Genomic DNA, 18292 nt, shown 5'->3' on the forward strand with positions numbered 1-18292 from the left:
CCACGCCGGTGGTCAGCCGGCCGGCAGGTCGCGGCGCCGCAGCCCCGCGAGGCCGGCCACCACGAGCAGGGCGGCGAGAACGGTGAGCAGCGACAGCGGCAGGACGGGCACCGATCCACCGACCGAACGGCTGGTGTGGGTGAACGGTGAGACGTCCAGCAGCCAGTGGCTCGCCCCCGCCGCGGTGCCGAACAGGCCGATCAGCAGGCAGCCGGCCCATGCCGCCCAGCTCACCGCCCACAGCCGGGGGAACACGCCGAACAGCATCACCGCGATCGCCGCGAGCACCGCGACGGCGGGCAGCTGCGGCGCCGCGAGCCGCACCAGGTGCGACAGCGAACCACCGACACCGACACCGGCGCCGTCATCGCCCCCGCCGCCATCGCCACCACCACCGCTCAGCCCGTGGACCAGCCCCGTGACGATGCTGGCGGTGAACAGTGCCGCGGTCGGGCCCAGCGCGGCGAACACCAGGTGGGACGCCGCCCACCGCAGCCGGCCGGCAGCCGTGGCCAGCACGGGCTCCGCCCGGCCGGCGATCTCCTCGGCCCGCAGTCGCAGCACGGCCTGGATCGCGTAGCCCGCGACGAGCATCGCCGTGATCGACATCACGGATGCGAAGTAGGCGTCGATGATCCCGGACCGGCCGCCCAGCCGGGTGAAGACGTCCCGCAGCCCCGGGTTGTCCCCCACCAGATCCCCGACGCTGCCGGCGACACCGCCGAACACCAGGCCGAGCAGGGCGGAGCCGGCGACCCAGCAGACAAGCAGCCCCCGGTGCAGCCGCCAGGCGAGGGCAAGCGGCGAACGCAACGACGGCGACGCCTGCGCCGGCCCCGGACGATCCGGGAACACACCGGCCCCGAGGTCGCGCCGCGTGGACAGCGCGACAGCCACCCCGACGAGAACGATCACCATCCCGACGGCGGGTACGCACACCCACCAGTGCCGCGCGCCGAACGGGTAGCTCCGCTGAAGAAGACCGATCGGCGACAGCCAGGAAAGCCAGGCCCACCCCGCCAAACCGGCACCATCGCCACCGAGGCCGCCGCCGACGCCACCACCGCCACCTACGCCACCGCCGTCGCCGACGACACGCATCGCGTAGGCCGCGGCCACGACCGCGCACGCGATCCCGCGAGCACTGCCGGCACCCGTGGTGACCTGCGCGGCGACCGCCCCGACCGCCGCGAAGACCCAGCCGCCGAGGGCCAGCGTGAGCCCGAAGGCCAGCGATCCGCCCGTGGGCAGGCCACGGCCGGACAGGCTGACCGTGACGATCACGGCGAGGACGAGGTTGGCGGCGAGCAGGACAGCCAGCGCCGCGGCGAGGCCGGAGTGCCGGCCGACCGCGGTCGCGCCGACCAGTTCCCGGCGCCCGGCCTCCTCCTCGGCCCGGGTGTGCCGGATGACGACCAGTGCGCTGATCAGACCGATGACAACCGGCAGGAATCCGGCCCGCCAACACACCAGCTCACCGAGGCTGGAGCCACGCAGCGGACCGTACAGCGCGATGAGGGCTCCGTTTCGCGCACTCGTCGCGGCGAACTGCTGCCGCTCGGCGGCCGTCGGATAGAGGCCCGCGAAGGATGCCGCCAGGGCGGCCGGCAGGATGCCGAGGACGAACACCCAGCACGGCAGCAGCACCCGGTCACGGCGCAGGATCAGCCGGATCTGCGTTCCGGTGCCGGTCAGGTGGCTCATGGCCGCGTGCCTGAACGGTCCTGCGTACCTGAACGGTCCTGCGCGCCCGCGCGGTCGTAGTGCCGCAGGAACAGCTCCTCGAGGGTTGGTGGCTGGCTGACCAGACCGCGCACGCCGGCGGCGGTGAGCCGCAGCAACGCCGCGTTGAGGGCGTCGCCGTCCGCCTCGAAGCTGACCCGGTTCCCGGCCACGTCCACGTTGTGAAGGCCGGGGACGCCGCGCAGACCACCGAGAACGTCAAGGGCGTCCGCCGGGGCGGCGAGCTCGGCGCGGACGGACGTGCGGGTCAGGTGGCGCAGCTCGGCGAGGGTGCCGGTCTCGACCGAGCGACCGTCCCGGATGATCGTGACGCGGTCGCACAGCGCCTCCACCTCAGCCAGGATGTGGCTCGACAGCAGGACGGTGCGCCCGTCACGCCGCTGCTCCTCCCGGATCAGCTCGCGGAACGTCTCCTCCATCAGCGGATCGAGGCCCGAGGTCGGCTCGTCCAGCATGAGCAGCTCGACGTCCGAGGCGAAGGCGGCGACCAGCGCGACCTTCTGCCGGTTCCCCTTCGAGTAGGAGCGGCCCTTCTTGCGCGGGTCCAGATCGAAGCGTTCGAGCAGGTCCGCCCGCCGCCGTGGATCGAGCCCGCCGCGCAGCCGCCCGAGGAGGTCGATCGCCTCGCCACCGGACAGGTTCGGCCACAGCGTGACGTCGCCGGGCACATACGCCAGCCGGCGGTGCAGCGCGGTCGCATCCCGCCACGCGTCCCCGCCGAGCAGGCGCACCGTGCCCGCGTCGGCCCGGACCAGGCCGAGCACGATACGCAGCGTCGTGCTCTTGCCGGCACCGTTGGGGCCGAGGAAGCCGTGCACCTCACCGGTGCGCACGGTCAGGTCCAGGCCGTCGAGGGCACGGGTGCGACCGAAGGCCTTGACCAGCTGCTCCACCTCGATCGCCGCGGTCACTGCCGGCGCTCCCCGTCCTGCGCCCGCGACGGCTCCCCGTCCCGGGCACACAGCGGCTGCTCATCCGGGGCACCCACCGGCTCCTCGCCGCGCGCAGGCTCCGGCTCCTCGCCGCGCGCACGTGCCGGCCGGCGGGCCTGGATCTCGTCGTACGCCGCCCGCGCCTGGGCGGCCTGCTCCGCGCTGAGCAACGAACGTGAGTGGATGTCGACGACCGCCCGGCCGAGCCGCACCTGCCCGTCGACGTCGAGCATGTCGGTTCCGAGTGCCCGCGAGACGTGGTCGTGCAGGATGAGCAGGCCGGTCTGCATCGCGACCAGCGCGGCCGCGAAGGCCCGCGGGTCGTCGTCGTCATCGGGCCCGGGCCCGGCCAGCCGGCCGGTCGCGATCCACCGCTCCGTCTCGGCGACCATGGCGTCGAACAGGCCGGCGGCTGCCGCGGAGCCGTCGACCATCGACCGGGCCACGTAGCGCTGGAGCAGCAGCAGGGTGGGATGGACGGCGACCATGAACGTCGGATCGGCCAGCCGGCCGGCCACGACCGCCTCCTCCTTGATGGCCATCGCCCGTTCCAGCGCATAGGTGTCGCAGGCTTCGCGCAGCGCCTCCTTCGCTCCGAAGTGGTGGCGCACCAGGCCTGACGACACCCCGGCCGCCTCGGCGACACCTCGGATGGTCGTGGCCTCGAAGCCCTGTTCGGCGAACAGGCGCAGGGCCGCGTCCCGGATGCGCGCCCTGGCCGTCAGGTCCTCGAACGCCGGACCCGCCCGGCCGTGGACGTCGTCACCGCCAGCATCACCATCGGTAGCTCGTGTGATCGCCACTTTCCGCTCGGCCATGGCGCTTCAACCACCTCTCCCGCATCCATCACTCCTGCGGCCAGGCTGTCGCTATACGCATGAGCAGCTTACTACACAAGTGTGTAGCCGACCGAGCCAAGGGCGGTCCGCACCGCTCGGCGCCTGTCACCAGGGCACGACTCCGGCGTCCTCGAAGAAGCCGCCGGACGGGCCATCGGCGGGGACGGTCGCGAGCCGGATCGCGATCGCCGCGCCCTGCTCGGGGGTGCGGATGCCGCGGAAGCCGTTGAGGTCGGTCGCGGTGTAGCCGGGGCAGACCGCGTTGATCAGGATGTTGGTGTCCCGCAGCTCCTTGGCGTACTGGACGGTGACGGCGTTGAGAAACGTCTTCGACGGCGAGTACGCGGCGGAGATCGGGCCGGTCATGCTCACGTCGGCGGATTCGCTCTGCCGGGTGATGGATCCGACGCCGCTGGACATGTTCACGATCCGCGGCGACGCCGAGCGGCGCAGCAGCGGCAGCATCGCGTTGGTGACGCGGATGACTCCGATCACGTTCGTCTCCACGACGGCCCGCACGACCGCGGGGTCGACCATGGTGGGCTGCTGCGGCATTCCGCCGGTCACCCCGGCGTTGTTCACGAGGACGTCGAGGCGGCCGGCGCGTTCCTCGACGAGTGCCGCCGCGGCGGCGACGCTCCCGTCGTCGGCCACGTCGAGCGGCACGCCGAAGACGTCGAAGCCGGCCGCGCGCAGCTTCTCCACGGCTGCCTCCCTGCGCCCGGTGTCCCGGGCGCCGACGCCGACGCTCCAGCCGAGCGCGCCCAGACCGGCCGCGATCTCGTACCCGATGCCCTTGTTCGCGCCGGTGACCAGCGCAGTCGTCCGTCCGGGCTGCTCGTTCCGTTCGTTGCGTTCGCTCATGGGTCGATCCTCGGGGCGCGTCGGCGGGACCTCCAACACCGTCTGGGTGGGCAGCGATACCTCAGCGGCATCGATCCGGCAATCGGTGGCGGTACCGTCAGCTCATGGAGACGCGGGAGCTGCGTTACTTCATCGCCCTCGCCGAGGAGCTGCATTTCGGGCGGGCCGCGCAACGCCTCGGGATCACGCAGCCGCCGCTGTCACGGGCGATCAGCCAGCTGGAGCGCCGACTCGGGGTGACGCTCTTGGAACGCAGCAGCCGCAGTGTCACGCTGACCGAGGCCGGGGCGGTGCTGCTGCGGGAGGGCCGGGCCGCCCTCGACGCGGTCGACGCCGCGGACCGCCGGACCCGCCGCGCCGCGCTCGCCGGAACAGGCGAGGCCGACCTGGTGCTCGTCACGAAGGCCGGCGCGTCCGGTGAGCTGCTGGCGAAGCTGCTCGACGCGTACGCCGCCGAACCAGGCGCGGCCACCGTCGACGTGATCCTCTGCGGGATCGCCGAGCAGGAACGACTGCTTCGCGACGGGCGGGCCGACGTGGCGCTGCTGCACCGGCCGTACGACTCGACGGTCGGGTTCGACACCGAGGAACTGTGCACCGAAGGTCAGGTCGCGCTCCTGCCCTCCGGGCATTTCCTCACCGGCCGGGCCAACCTGCGGATGGCCGACGTCGCCGCGCTGCCCGGCCTGCCGATGCCCCGCTGGCCGGGCCGTAACGGCACCTACCCCGACGGCCCCGGCCCGCAGGTTCGGGACCACACGCAGCTGTACCAGCTGATCGCGCTCGGCCGGACCTGCACCGTCCTGCCGGAGTCCTGCCGCGTCAGCCTTCGCCCCGACATCACCGCCGTCCCCGTGCTGGACGCACCGCCGGTGACGACGGTGATCGCGTGGCCGCCGCACAGCCGCTCCCGAGCCCTCGCCGGACTGGTCCGCGCCGCCACCCGTCTCTGACCACCGCACCACCCACACCTGGGGAACAGCCCGGACATCCGGCGCCCCGTCACCCGTCCCGTCCCGTCCCGGCTCGCTCGCCCGCCCCGGGCCGGGCGAGGGCAGCGGCTACGGCGTGTTGGGGACCTCCGTGAACTCGACCATCAACGTCGTGGGCACGAAGTCGTCGTCGCCCAGGTACTCGATGAAGATGGCGTTCGCACGGGGCGCGGTGAACGGAGCCGTGCCCGACCATGACGGGTCGATCTCGAGCGTCGCACGCCCGTTCGCGTCGAGCGTCGCCTCGAACGAGGGCAGGCCGAAGTTCTCCCTGTTGCGCACCTTGCCGGACGGAGTCCCCGATACCCCGGGAAGGCCCTTCACCTCGATATCCACGGAGTACGACTCCGCCCAGACGACAGTTCCACCGGGAATCGACGCGATGATCTGCGCATTCGCGATGTTCGCCGCCATCGTGCGCCGGTCCGGCCGGTAGGTCGCGTCGCCGCTGTAGTCGAGCGTCAGGGTGTGATAGCCGGGAGCGAGAGTGATGTCGAGGCCGCCCATGGAGTACGGATCCATGTCGCCGTGCTTGATGGTCACCGTCCCGAGGAGAGCGCTCCCCTCGTACACCTTGATGGTTCCGGTCGGCCAGGGAGTGCCGGCGCCCGGGACGGTGGCCACACCGACATCGATCCCACCCTGACGCACGTTGCCTGCGGCCTGCACGGCGATCCGCGTGTCAGCCGCGGACGGCGACGCGCTCGGCTGGCTGGTCGTCGGCGCGGGCGTCGTGGGTGTCGTGGGCACCGGCGTCGACGTCGGGCCACCGGCGGTCGGCGTCGCGCCGCGCGTCGGGCTCGGCGCGGGCGTGGTCGTCGTGGGTGTCGGCGCCGCGGTGACGGTCGGCCCACCGCCACCCGGGCCAGAAGCGGTCGGCTCACAGCCCGCGACAAGAAAACCACAGGTCACAGTTGCGGCGAGGACAAGCAATGACGGCCCGCCGGACATCGAGCGGGTAAGCAGCCGAAAGCCCATACACACCTCCAGGGTCAACGGGAGGCGCGCGGCCGGGCTCCGAGCTTGGGCCCGCATGCCTTGCACGTCCCTGGAACAGAAACCGTTCCAAACTGCATGAGAAGCACACAGACTAGAAGCGTGGCGTAGACCCTGCGCGCCTGGCTACCGACGACGTAGCGATCCCGGATCCCGGGCTGACTGCGCCGGGGATCCGGGATCCGTCGAACTCGAAGCGGACCGGTACCGGTTGACGGGGCCCGACGGGTCCGTCAACCGGTGGCTGGCGTCCTAACAGCACTGCCCTGACTAACGGCGCTGTTTTGACTAACGGCACTGTCCTGGCTAACGGCACTGTCCTGACCGGACGCCGTTGACGGTGTTGCCCTGCTCCCGCACGGTGGGGATGTTTCCGGTGCAGCTCAGCCCGCCGCCGATACGGTTCGCGGTGATGGCGGGGACCGGGTCGCCGGGGTCCGGTCCGTCACCGCTGTTGTCCCTGACCGTGAGTGGCCCGCTGATCGTGGTGCCACTGACCGACAGTCCGCCGGTGTTGGCGCTCACGGTGACGGTGCCGTTGATGGTGTTGCCCGCGCAGGGCAGGTAGTCCGAGCCGATCAGGACGAGCCCGGTACCGCTCTGCACCGTGACGGAACCGCTCACCGAGGACTGGCACAGCGTGAACGCAGCAGCCTGGTTGACCGAGAGCGCCCCGGCGATCTCGCCGCCGGTCACGGCGAGCGCGCCGCCGGGGTTTACCGTCACCGGGCCCTTCTGCTGGCCGCCGGGCCCGATGCACAGGGACTGGTCGGCCGCCACGGTGATGGCGGCCTTGTGCACGGCGGTGATGCAGGGCTGGCTGAAGCCGACCGTGATCGTGGTCGGTGCCGTGGTGGTGCTGGGCTTGAAGGTCGGGCCCCCGCTGTAGCGGGCCGTGATCTGGTGGGTACCGGGCTGCAGGCTGGTGGTGCGCAGGACGGCCTGCCCCGCGGTCACCGGAACGACCGCCAGGAGGGTCTCCCCGTCGGAGAAGCTGACCGCACCGGTGGGGCTGCCGGCATCAGACACGGCCGGCCGTACCGAGGCCGTCAGCTCGACGGCCCGGCCGAACAGGGGACTCGGGGTGCTCGCCGCCAGTGACGTCGCCGACTCGTGATCGAAGTCGGCACACAACGCGAATCCGAGCGCGGGTGCGTCACCTGTCCCGCTCGAGCCGCCGGCCGCGATGACCGCACTCCAGGAGGCGGGGTTCGTGGCACCGTTGACGGCGGGATCACCCAGTGCGTCGCTGGGATAGCTCCCGCGCAGATGGGTGCCGCCGGTCACCGGCCCCGAGGTCGGGCCCTGCAGCAGATGCACACCGCCCCCGATGAGGGTGCGGCCGGTCGGGCAGGTCGCAGTGGTGATCGCGTAGCTGCTGCCCTCCTGGGGGCCGAGCCGCTCCGTCCGGACCACCTGGACGTCCATCTCACCGGGCTCGGCGCACACCGCGTACGCGAAGGTCTGCGGGGGCACGTCGAACCGCCCGTTGGCAACGCCCATACCGGTCCAGTACCGGGGGTTCAACGCCCCGTTCGGGAGCGGGTTCCCCTGGGCGTCGCTGGGGAAGCTACCCACCGCCTTCAGGGTGGCCGCTTCCGGCGGCAGCGTGTGCGAGCCACCACCCACCACGACGGTTCCCTCCGGACACGCGGCGGTGACCAGGACGTTTCCCGCTCTGAGCGGGCCGGGGACGGAGGCGACCGAGACCACCCGGTGGTTGAGCTGCGTTCCCTGCGCGCACACCGCGAAGCTTGTGATCTTGTCGCCCTCTTCGGCCTGCCCACCGAAGTTGCCCACGGCCGCCCAGAACTGCGGGTTCTGCGCGCCGGTCGTGCTCATGGTCCCGCTCACGTCGCTGGGGAAGGACCCCTTCGCGCGCAGGCCGTTGATCGGGGGGACGGGGTCGGTGGCATCGACCTTGCTGCCCCACAGCCCCCCGCTGACCAGCACGCTGCCTTCCGGGCACGCGGTCACCGCGGTCGCGAACGCCGACGACGCCGGCGGTACGGGAAGGTCGGTGGTGGCCACGTGGATCACCGGCTCCCGCGGGTCCGGCGGTTCCTGCGGGTCCTGCGGATCGGTCGGACCCGGACTGGGATCACTGTTGTCCTTGACCGTAAGTAGGCCGTTCGTCGTGTTCCCGATCACCTGTACGCCGCCGGTGTTGCCGGTCACAGTCAGGCTGCCCTTGATCGTGTTGCCCGCGCAGGGCAGATGGTCCGAACCGATCAGGACGAGACCGGTGCTGCCCTGCACCGTGACAGGACCGCCCACCGTGGACTGGCACAGCGTGAACGCGGAGGCGCCGCTGCTGGAAACCGTCCCGGCGATCTCGCCACCGGTCACCGCCAGCGCGCCGCCCGGTTCGACGTTCATCGGGCCCTTCTGCAGGCCACCGGGACCGATACACAGAGCCTGCTCAGGCCGCACCGTCATCGCGCTCTTGTGCACCGTGGTCAGGCACGGCTCACTGAAACCGACCGTGATCGTCGTCGGTGCCGTGGAGCTGGGGTGGAAGGTCGGGCCTCCGCTGTAGCTCGCCGTGATCGAATGGGTTCCGGGCTGCAGGCTGGGAGTACGGAGAACGGCCTTTCCCCCGGCGTTCAGGGGAACGGTCGCCAGCGGCATCGTCTCGTCGGAGAAGGTGACGGTTCCGGTCGGGGTGCCGACATCGCGCAGCGTCGGCAGCACGGAGGCCGTCAGTTCGACCGGCCGGCCGAACAGCGGGCTCGTGGTGTTCGTCGCCAGCGACGTCGTCGTGTCGTGGTCGAAGTCGCCACACAGCGCGAACGTGCTCGCGACCTGATCGCCCGTCCCGCCGGAAGCACCGGCGACGATGGTGGAACTCCACGACGACGGACCGGTCGACCCGTTGCCGGCGGGGACGCCCGCCTGGTCGCTGGGATAGCTGCCGCGCAGGTACGCGTCAGGCGCGTACGCCCCACCCGCGCCTCTGCTCAGATGCTGCCCTCCGCCCAGCAGAGCGAGATCCGCCGGGCAGCTGGCCGTGTAGGTCACCTGGCCGTTGCCGGCCGGCGGGCCCAGGCCGTCCTTGCGAACCACCCTGACATCCATGTCGGCGGGCTTGGCGCACATGACGCTCGCGATGGTCCGCGTGGTCGTCGGGGCCGCCCCGCTGCCGACCACCACCGCCGTCCAGTACCGAGGGTCCGCCGCCCCGTCCGGGAGCGGATTCCCCTGGGCGTCGCTGGGAAAACTGCTGACCGTCGTCATGCCGGCAAGCGACCCGCCTGACGCCATCAGCCCGCCGCCGCCCACCGCCACTGTTCCGCCGGGGCACGGGGCCGTCACCTGGACGGCGCCCGCCTGGGTCGGGCCGACCGCGAGGCGTGCGACGACCGACAGCTGGCCGAGCAGCCTCGCCTCCTCCACACACACCGCGAAACCGGAGACCTTGCCACCGTCCCCGGGCGGACCGGTGACATCGCCGACGGCCGCCCAGTACTCGGGAATCTCCCCGGTGCTGTCCTCGATCCGGGTCCCGTTCGCGTGGCTGGGGAAGGTCGCCTTCGCGCGCAGCCCGCTGGCGGCGGTGACATCGGTTCCGCTGGCCAGCGCACCTCCGCTGAGCAGCCGGCTGCCCGCCGGGCACGAGGTCACCGCGGTCGCGGAAGCCGACGGTGTGGCCGGGACGGTGAGCTCGGCGGAGGCGACCCGGATCACCGGTTCCCGCAGTTCCTGCGGTTCAGCCGCCGCGGCCACGACAGGCGCTATGACGGTGGGCGCCACCGCGGCGACAGCCACCACGAGAGCGGACAGGGCGACGGCCACTCCCCGCGATCGCCCAGATCCCACCGACCGTCTACCTCGAGCCCTGCCCCAGTCCCTGCGTCGCATCGCGCGAGCCCCCCTGACGTCAACTGGTCGGTACACAGGCGCAGCAAGTCCCCGTACCCGACGTTGCTTGCGGCCCAGCCGATCGATGGCGCGGCACCGCAGACGCCGGCGACCACACCGGTCACGGACCGTCATCCGTCTCGGCGAGCAGCACGGTACTACTTGTAGAACCGCAAAAACAACAACTTCCGACGAAATAATCCTCATATGCGGAAGCAGGAGATCGGTGGCAGTGCTCCGCGGATCCAGCACATCGGGCAGCTCGACAGGCGGGGCGATCCACCCAACGCCGCCCCACCTGTCGAGATCATCTTGTCGCTCTGTGTTACGAACGTGCCGCGCTGTGCGTGTCGATCAGTTGCCGGTCAGGCACAGCGCCCAGACGTGGGATGTGGTGGCACCTGTCGAGCCGCTTCCGCCGGTGTGCGTGAGGGACGTCCAGTGCGCCGGCGAGGTGGTGAGCGGATTCCCGCTGCTGTCGCTGGGGTAGCTGCCGTTCAGGTGGTCGCCCTGGGTTCCGGGTGCGGTGAAGTCGGAGGTGGTGATGTCACCGCCGCTGATACCGGCGCCGCCGCTGATCAGCGTTCCGTCTTCTTCGCCGCATCCGACCGTGGTCTCGTGCAGGTCGGTGTTGCTGGTGGGACCACTCGAGTCGTCGTATCGCACGGTGACAGTGACGCCGCTGACGTCGATTTCATCCCCACTGCAGATCGCATACGCGTACGTGACGTTGCTGGAGCTCGTGCTCATACCGCCGTACGAGCCGCCCGCGGCCCAGGAATCCGGGTTGGTCTCCCCGTCGGCGGCGGCGATGGCGCCGTTGTCGTGAGTACCGAGGCCTGTGCCGTCCAGGAAGGTGGGGTAGCTGACGATTGGCTTGAGGGGCCCCACGGTGCCCGGGAGAGTTCGCGCGCCGCCGCCCAGCAGACGGGTGCCCTCGGGGCAGGTCGCCACCGCCAGGTCGATTGTTCCCGGGGCGGTCGGCCCCGCGACGTGGTCCATCACGATCTGGGTACCCGTGATCGTGCCACCCGGATCCAGGCACATCGCATACGGAGTCGACCCGAAGGCGGCATCGAAACCGCCTCCCGAACCACCCGTGGCACCGACCGCTCGCGCCTGGGTCGCATTGGTGCCGACGACCCCGTCCGAGTAGGAGTTCGGGAGGGTGTACTCACTGGTCCCGTTGAAGGGGACGATTCCCTTGACGTGCAGATTGCTCTGCGCTGCCGCGGTACCGATGGTCTGGAGAATGCCGACTCCGGAGACCACGTCGTCGGTGTCGCCGCCGCTCCGGCAGTTCGCGTCGCTCGTGTTCTCCGTGTTGGCTGTGCCCGGCCCGGACGCGGGGGTCGCGGTACGTACTGTGATGGTGGTCGCCGCGTAAGCGGTTCCAGGCAGCGTGACGGCCAGCGCGGTACCCAGAACGAGTGCCGCGACCAAGGGGGATCGCAGGGACTTCTTCGCCATCGCCTTCTTCCTCAATACCCGAATGGACAGGTCTACCAGCCACGGCGGGAAAGACATCACGAACTGCTCACGGCGATTCCAAGGTGGACCGAAGAATCGAAGAACCCCGGACGGGACCACCCCTCGGCGCTTCTCACCGAAAACGCTGTGGCACGTGAGACACCAGGCGAGTACCAGCCGAACGACCGCTTGGCTGGCTCTCCACGTCCGGGGTGACGTCGCCCGTCGCCGGACTCTCGCCGCACACCTCTCAGGTGACCGACCCGAACGAGGTGACGACGAGCGCAACAGATCTTTCCCGCGACGCAGCCCGCGCCAGGAGCAGATCTTCCGGTACGGAACATACCCGGCCAGCACCGTACCTGCGGTGTGATTGCGATAATTCATCCGCATCCACGCCACGGATCCTGCCGTACGCCGCGAGGGTCGGACGGGCGTACGCGGCATGCGCCCGGCGTCGACAGGCCCGAAGACGGATGTCCGACCGAGGCCGTGCGCGTCGGGGCACCAGGGATTCCTGCGCCGCCGCACAGCGCTAGCAATTCACCACCAATAGGACAAATACGGACACGGAGTCACTCGGCAATCCGCAAGAAACGAGGATTTCGGCTGCTGCGGCAGCCGAAATCCTCGTTTCTTTCCCTGAGGCAGCGGCGGCAGCAGAAGTGGCCATTGCCGGGCAGCCCTCATCCGGATCCCATCGCGGCCAGGCTCGCCGCATCCGGCGAACGACCGAGACATTTCTGGCCGCAGCCCTCGCGCGGCGTCCGGAATCAGCGCCCAGAGTGCGACGACAGCCCGGCGGCTGTGCCCTGTCGCCGTCGCCGCGCGGACTCATCGCAACGTCCTGCAGCACCGGTCTCTCGGGCCTGCGACGTCCACGCTCTGCTCGTGAGCACGCGGGTGTGTACCTCTCAGGACGTAGGAGCCGTGACCTGAGAGGTACGTGGCGGTCGCCGAAGATCGGTCTGGCGGTGGTCGGCGGCGGCCCCGAAGATCCCTAGCGTTCTGGGACGTCAGCCGGCAGCCGGCCGGACGTCGACGACGGACGCGGGGTACACATGATCGAGGCGCGTGGGCTCACCAAACGCTACGGGGAGAAGGTCGCGGTCGAGGATCTCTCCTTCACCGTCAGGCCAGGGGTTGTCACCGGCTTCCTCGGGCCGAACGGTGCCGGCAAGTCAACCACCATGCGGATGATCCTGGGCCTGGACCAGCCGACCGGCGGCACCGCGCTCATCGACGGCCGGCCCTACCGGGAGCTGGCCGCACCGATGCGCCACGTCGGGGCCCTGCTGGAGGCGCGGGCGATCCACACCGGGCGCAGCGCCGCCAACCACCTGCTCGCGCTCGCCCAGACGCACGGCGTCGGCCGGCGGCGGATCGACGAGGTAATCGAGCTGGTGGGCCTGCGCGACGTCGCCCACAAACGGGCCGGCGGCTTCTCCCTGGGGATGGGCCAGCGGCTCGGCATCGCCTCCGCCCTGCTCGGCGACCCGTCGACGCTGATCCTCGACGAGCCGGTGAACGGGCTGGACCCGGAGGGCATCCGCTGGATCCGCGACCTGCTGCGCGGGTTCGCCGCGCAGGGCCGCGCCGTGCTCGTCTCGTCGCATCTGATGAGCGAGATGGCGCTGACCGCCACCGAGCTGATCGTGATCGGGCGGGGCCGGCTGATCCAGGAGACGTCGGTCGCCGACTTCGTCCGCGCCGCCTCCGGGAACCGGGTGTTCGTCCGTTCGCCACATGCCGCGGCACTCGCCGAAATGCTGGTCCGGGAGGGCGCGACGGTCACCGCGGCGCCCGACCCGGCGGCGTCCCTGCCGCCCGCCGGTGCCCCGGGCCGCCAACCCGCCGCCCCACTCGGCCACAGGCCCGACCCGACGCTCGATCAGGCGTCCGCGGCGATCGGGACCGCCGAGACGATCGAGGTCGTGGGCCTGGCCAGCGCGCGGATCGGCGAGCTGGCCCGCGCCGGCGGGATCGCCCTGCACGAGCTCACCCCCCGCCTGGTCTCCCTCGAGGACGCGTTCATGAACATCACCCGCGACGCCGTCGAGTTCACGAACGCGGCACCGGCCGGTATCGGAGCGAACCGATGAACACCCAGTTCTCAGATCCACGGGACGGTCGGACGATCACAGCCCCCGCCGGCGGCAGGGACGTCGCGGACCCGGCGAACGCGACCCGTTCAGCGAACGGGACCCGTTCACCGAACGAGACCGGCACCGTCGGCGCGCGCCGAGCGGTGAACGCCGCGGGCCCCGCGGGTGACGTCGTCTTTCTCGGCCTGGTCCGATCCGAGTGGACGAAGTTCCGGTCGTTGCGGTCCACCTGGTGGACCCTGGCCCTCACCGTTGTCGCGATGATCGGCCTCGCGGTCCTGCTCTGCGCGATGGCCACCGACGGGACCACCCTCGACCCGGAGAACGCCGACTTCGACGCGACCGCCCCCAGCCTCGGCGGCGCGCTGCTGGCCCAGATCACCATCGGCGTCCTCGGTGTGCTGATGATCACGGGCGAGTACACCACCGGGATGATCCGCGCGACGCTGACCCTGGTTCCCCGGCGGCTACCGGTGCTCTGGGCCAAGGCCGTCGTGTTCGCCGGTGTCGCGTTCGCCCTCACGCTGGTCACGGGTCTGCTCTCGTTCACCGTCGGCCAGGCGATCCTCGCCGGCGATGATCTCAGCGTCTCGATCGGCTCGCCGGGTGCGGCGCGGGCGATCGTCGGCTGCGCGTTCTTCCTGACCGCGGTGGGGCTGCTCGGCCTCGCCATCGGCGCACTGCTGCGCAGCACCGCCGGTGCCGTGTCGGCGCTGCTCGCCGTCCTGCTCGGGCTACCGATGGTGGTGGGCCTGCTGCCTGCGAGCATGCAGTCGATCAACCGGTATCTGCCTGCCTCGATCGGCGAGGTCCTCATCTCCACCCAGGGCTCCGGCGACTCGTTCTCCCCCGGCACCGCCGTGGTGATGATGACCGTCTACCTGGTGGTGACGCTGGTCGCCGCCGCCATCGTCCTGGCCCGCCGGGACGTCTGACCACGGCCACCTCCGAGCGCGCCCGCGGGACGGCGACACCGATCGGGCCCCGCCAGCGGGTGGCGGGTCACGGGCCAGCGGGTCACGGGCCAGCGTGTGACGGGCCAGCGGGTGACGGGCCAGCGGTGGACGGCGAGGGTGTGGGCGAGAGGAGGATGAGCGGCATGAGCACGGCGGAGCCGCCGGATGTCCCCGGTGTGGTCTTCGGACGGATGCGGCACGGGCGGGTAGGCCGGGCCCTGCGGGCCCATCCGGTATTCGTCGACTCCGCCCTGGCCTCGATGCTGGGTCTCGTCGCGCTGCCGCCCACTGTCGATCTGGCGGGTCCGTCTGTCGGGGCGCTGCTGCTCATCGTCGCGTCGGTCGCGCCGCTGTGCGTCCGGCGGCGCCACCCGATCGGAGTCTTCGCAGCCTGTTCAGCAGCCGCAGTCCTCCAGCTTCTTCTGTGGGTTCAGAACTTCGGCACCTTGTCGCTGCTGATCGCGTTCTACACGGTCGCCGCACGGCGGCCTCGGCGGCTGGCGGCAGCTGCGGCCATGGCCCTCACCGCGCTGGTCGCCTGGTTCTGCGTCGGCCTGCCCGACGCCCGCTTCTACGACCGGATCGCTGTCGCGGTCTTCCTCGGCGCGCTCGGGATCACCGCCGGTGTGCTCGGCGTCAACATGAACACCCGGCGGGCCTACCTCACCGCCCTGGCCGACCGCGCGGCCAGGCTGGAACGGGAGCGGGACCAGCAGGCCAGACTCGCCGCGGCCCGGGAACGGGCCAGGATCGCCCGCGAGATGCACGACATCGTGGCGCACAACCTCTCCGTCATGATCGCGCTGGCGGACGGGGCCACCTTCGCCCTGCGCGGCCCGGCAGCGCCTCCTCCTGCCGCGCTCTCCGATCCGTCCCGTGCGTCCAGCCCGGCCACAGCCGCAGTCCCAGCCACGAACGTGGACGAGGGGATGGCGCGGGCGACGCGGGCGGTCGAGCAGGTCTCGGCCACCGGCCGTGAGGCGCTCGCGCAGATGCGCGGACTGCTCGGCGTCCTGCGCGACGAGCGGACCGAGATCGAACCGCCGCCCACCGTGGCGTCCGCGGCCTCCGTGGTCGGGGTGAGAGCAGGAGCCGGGGTACGAGCGGGAGCTGGGCACACGGCCGGCATCGCAGACCTGACCGCGGCCGCGCTCGCGACCGCGTCCGCCATCACCGATCCGACCGGCCCCGCCGAGACCGCGCCACAACCGGGAATCGGCGACCTCGACGACCTGATCGACCAGATCCGGCAGGCTGGACTGACCGTGCGACTCACCAGTGCGGGAAGGCGCCGAACACTCACCGCCGACGCGGAGCTCACCGTGTTCCGCATAGTCCAGGAGTCGCTCACCAATGTTCTCAAGCACAGCGGGCCCGGCACGCGGGCACGGATTCTGCTGCGTTACGACGCCGTCGGTGTGGAGGTCGAGATCGTGGACGACGGCCGCGGCGTGCCGGCCACCGGTCCGGCGCCGACCGGCGGACGCGGAGTTCAGGGCATGCGGGAACGCGCCGCTCTGCATGGCGGGACACTGACCGCGGGGCCGGTCACCGGGCGGCACGACGGATGGCGGGTCACCGCTCGGATCAGGGCCGCGGACAGTTCCAACCCGACCGGCCCGCACCATCCGGACACGGCGCAGGAAACGCTGGAGGCGGGGAAATCTTGACGACGACCGTGCTCCTGGTCGACGACCAGCCACTGCTGCGGATGGGCTTCCGCATGGTGCTCGACTCGCAGCCGGACCTCAGGGTGGTCGGCGAAGCCGGGGACGGTGCCACCGCCGTCCGGCTCACCGCCGAGCTGGCCCCGGACGTCGTCCTGATGGACGTGCGGATGCCGGGTGTCGACGGCATCGAGGCGACCCGGCAGATCGTCGCCTCCGGCGGCGCTTCGAAGGTGCTCATCCTGACCACGTTCGACCTCGACCGATACGCCTTCGCCGGGTTGCGGGCCGGCGCCAGTGGATTCCTGCTCAAGGACGTCCCGCCGGACGACCTGCTCGCCGGCATCCGCACGGTCGCCGCCGGGGACGCCGTCGTCGCGCCGAGCACCACCCGGCGGCTGCTCGACGGTTTCGCGCACCGCCTGCCCGACCTGGACGACACCGGGTCGGGTCCCGGTCACCGCCCGTTTGGGGCAGGACCCGGCCGGGACGGAGCGGACAGGCTCGCTCGGCTCACCGACCGCGAGCGCGACGTCCTCGGGGAGGTCGCGGCCGGCCTGTCGAACGCGGAGATCGCCAGCCGGCTCGTCCTCGCCGAAGGCACCGTGAAAACCCACGTCGGCCGCATCCTCGGCAAACTCGAGCTTCGCGACCGGGTACAGGCCGTCGTCTTCGCCTACGAGATCGGCCTCGTCCGGCCCTCGGCCAACCCACCCCGCCACCCGGACTGACCGCCCGCCCTGCTTCCATGGTGGAAAGGTGCTGATGAGGAGGCCGGGGCGCGGTGCTCAGAGTGGCGACGGTCAATGTGAACGGCATCCGCGCGGCCAGGCGGCGGGGAATGGGCACGTGGCTGGAGGACCGGCGCCCGGACATCCTGTGCGTGCAGGAGGTGCGCGCCGACGACGCGATCCTGGCGGACGCGGTCGGGCCGGGCTGGCACATCATCCATGAGGCGTCGACGGCGAAGGGCCGGGCCGGGGTCGCGATCCTCGCCCGGATGGTGCCGGCGGACGTCCGCCTGGGGCTCGGTGACTTCACCGGCACCGGTCGATGGGTGGAGGCGGATTTCTCGCTCGATGGCGATCTCGGGTTGCTGACGGTGGTGTCCGTCTACGTACACACCGGCGAGGCGGACACACCCCTGCAGGATGAGAAGTACCGTTTCCTCGCCGCGATCCGGGAACGCATGGCGAAGCTGGCCGCGGACGGTCGGCACGTGCTGGTCTGCGGTGACCTCAACATATGCCACCGCGAGATCGACCTGAAGAACTGGAAGGGCAATCTCAGGAAGGCCGGATTCCTGCCCCAGGAACGAGCCTGGCTCGACCAGTTGTTCACCGATGACGGCTTCGTGGACGTCGTGCGGAATTTCGCGGGAGAGCAGCCGGGCCCATACACGTGGTGGTCATGGCGAGGCCGTGCCTACGACACCGACGCCGGCTGGCGCATCGACTATCTGATCTCCACCGGCCAACTCGCCGAACGGGTCCAGGCCGCCGCCGTGGACCGGGCACCGACATACGCCCAACGCTGGAGTGATCACGCGCCGGTATACGTCGATTTCGGCGTATAGGAGTTTCGACGGGTAGGAGTTTGGCCGTGCTTCGGCACCGTGCCACGACTCGAAGAGTCGAGGATTTTCGTCACCCCAGAGCATGCAGCAAAATCCCGAGCTTCGAATTTTTGGCTGCTACCGAGCAAGAGTTGAGGATTTTGGTCGTTCCGACAGCCAAAATCCTCACTTCTTTCTAATTGCCAAACGACCCTGCGCCCCTTTCGTCTCCTGTGCGGTGAACTGTCGATGCGGCGCACCGCCACCTTCCACCCGCCTGCGGACTGTCTGCGCTCCACACGGACTGTCTGC

The 18292-nt window shown here is 71.0% G+C and carries 13 protein-coding genes; 6 read left to right on the plus strand and 7 right to left on the minus strand.

The genetic code is table 11. The features are described 5' to 3' along the window. Positions 1-12: 12 nt before the first annotated feature. The 4 genes from AWX74_RS40995 to AWX74_RS35145 all read right to left on the minus strand — a co-directional run bounded on the left by AWX74_RS40995 (position 13) and on the right by AWX74_RS35145 (position 4378). Positions 13-1704, minus strand: a complete 1692-nt coding sequence (locus AWX74_RS40995; RefSeq protein WP_091285657.1) for an ABC transporter permease — start codon at positions 1702-1704, stop codon at positions 13-15. After that, the gene (locus AWX74_RS35135) at positions 1701-2654 is read right to left on the minus strand and encodes an ABC transporter ATP-binding protein (protein WP_091285660.1); all 954 of its coding nucleotides are present in this window, start codon (positions 2652-2654) and stop codon (positions 1701-1703) included. The genes AWX74_RS40995 and AWX74_RS35135 overlap by 4 nt, the downstream gene beginning before the upstream one ends. After that, entirely contained in the window at positions 2651-3493 is an 843-nt protein-coding gene (locus tag AWX74_RS35140) for a TetR/AcrR family transcriptional regulator (protein WP_091285663.1), read from the minus strand. Before AWX74_RS35140 ends, AWX74_RS35135 begins: the two co-directional genes overlap by 4 nt. Positions 3494-3619: 126 nt before the next feature. Further along, positions 3620-4378, minus strand: a complete 759-nt coding sequence (locus AWX74_RS35145; RefSeq protein ID WP_091285666.1) for an SDR family oxidoreductase — start codon at positions 4376-4378, stop codon at positions 3620-3622. Between the two features lie 104 nt (positions 4379-4482). Here AWX74_RS35145 and AWX74_RS35150 point away from each other — a divergent pair, with 104 nt between their 5' ends. After that, a complete protein-coding gene (locus tag AWX74_RS35150; protein WP_091285668.1) occupies positions 4483-5331 on the plus strand; it encodes a LysR family transcriptional regulator in 849 nt (282 codons plus the stop codon). A 108-nt stretch (positions 5332-5439) separates the two neighbouring features. On the opposite strand, the gene AWX74_RS40435 is transcribed toward AWX74_RS35150, so the two are convergent. The 3 genes from AWX74_RS40435 to AWX74_RS35165 form a co-directional block, all read right to left on the minus strand. Next, the gene (locus AWX74_RS40435) at positions 5440-6348 is read right to left on the minus strand and encodes an Ig-like domain-containing protein (protein ID WP_165615921.1); all 909 of its coding nucleotides are present in this window, start codon (positions 6346-6348) and stop codon (positions 5440-5442) included. A gap of 324 nt (positions 6349-6672) precedes the next feature. Then, complete coding sequence (locus AWX74_RS41820) at positions 6673-10185, minus strand: Ig-like domain-containing protein (protein ID WP_242666571.1); 3513 nt, start codon at positions 10183-10185, stop codon at positions 6673-6675. A gap of 396 nt (positions 10186-10581) precedes the next feature. After that, a complete protein-coding gene (locus AWX74_RS35165; RefSeq protein ID WP_091285673.1) occupies positions 10582-11697 on the minus strand; it encodes a hypothetical protein in 1116 nt (371 codons plus the stop codon). Between the two features lie 1061 nt (positions 11698-12758). On the opposite strand from AWX74_RS35165, the gene AWX74_RS35170 reads away from it, so the two are divergent. The 5 genes from AWX74_RS35170 (at position 12759) to AWX74_RS35190 (ending at position 18001) form a co-directional block, all read left to right on the plus strand. Next, entirely contained in the window at positions 12759-13799 is a 1041-nt protein-coding gene (locus tag AWX74_RS35170; protein WP_091285675.1) for an ATP-binding cassette domain-containing protein, read from the plus strand. After that, entirely contained in the window at positions 13796-14737 is a 942-nt protein-coding gene (locus AWX74_RS35175) for an ABC transporter permease (protein ID WP_091285677.1), read from the plus strand. The genes AWX74_RS35170 and AWX74_RS35175 overlap by 4 nt, the downstream gene beginning before the upstream one ends. Before the next feature lie 164 nt (positions 14738-14901). Continuing rightward, positions 14902-16428 carry a sensor histidine kinase gene (locus tag AWX74_RS35180; protein ID WP_091285680.1) on the plus strand — a complete coding sequence of 509 codons (1527 nt, stop codon included), beginning with the start codon at positions 14902-14904 and terminating at the stop codon, positions 16426-16428. Next, a complete protein-coding gene (locus tag AWX74_RS35185; protein ID WP_091285682.1) occupies positions 16425-17156 on the plus strand; it encodes a response regulator in 732 nt (243 codons plus the stop codon). Before AWX74_RS35180 ends, AWX74_RS35185 begins: the two co-directional genes overlap by 4 nt. Before the next feature lie 53 nt (positions 17157-17209). Continuing rightward, on the plus strand, positions 17210-18001 hold the full coding sequence (locus AWX74_RS35190; RefSeq protein ID WP_091285685.1) for an exodeoxyribonuclease III: 792 nt from the start codon (positions 17210-17212) through the stop codon (positions 17999-18001). The last annotated feature ends 291 nt before the right edge of the window (positions 18002-18292 follow it).

Source organism: Parafrankia irregularis, assembly GCF_001536285.1.
Taxonomy (GTDB): Bacteria; Actinomycetota; Actinomycetes; order Frankiales; family Frankiaceae; genus Parafrankia; species Parafrankia irregularis.

Bases quoted from the DNA above. Each gene is read 5' to 3' on its own strand.
- AWX74_RS40995 (WP_091285657.1), bottom strand. From the start codon at position 1,704: ATGAGCCACCTGACCGGCACCGGAACGCAGATCCGGCTGATCCTGCGC.
- AWX74_RS35140 (WP_091285663.1), bottom strand. From the start codon at position 3,493: ATGGCCGAGCGGAAAGTGGCGATCACACGAGCTACCGATGGTGATGCT.
- AWX74_RS35145 (WP_091285666.1), bottom strand. From the start codon at position 4,378: ATGAGCGAACGCAACGAACGGAACGAGCAGCCCGGACGGACGACTGCG.
- AWX74_RS35150 (WP_091285668.1), top strand. From the start codon at position 4,483: ATGGAGACGCGGGAGCTGCGTTACTTCATCGCCCTCGCCGAGGAGCTG.
- AWX74_RS40435 (WP_165615921.1), bottom strand. From the start codon at position 6,348: ATGGGCTTTCGGCTGCTTACCCGCTCGATGTCCGGCGGGCCGTCATTG.
- AWX74_RS35165 (WP_091285673.1), bottom strand. From the start codon at position 11,697: ATGGCGAAGAAGTCCCTGCGATCCCCCTTGGTCGCGGCACTCGTTCTG.
- AWX74_RS35170 (WP_091285675.1), top strand. From the start codon at position 12,759: ATGATCGAGGCGCGTGGGCTCACCAAACGCTACGGGGAGAAGGTCGCG.
- AWX74_RS35175 (WP_091285677.1), top strand. From the start codon at position 13,796: ATGAACACCCAGTTCTCAGATCCACGGGACGGTCGGACGATCACAGCC.
- AWX74_RS35180 (WP_091285680.1), top strand. From the start codon at position 14,902: ATGAGCACGGCGGAGCCGCCGGATGTCCCCGGTGTGGTCTTCGGACGG.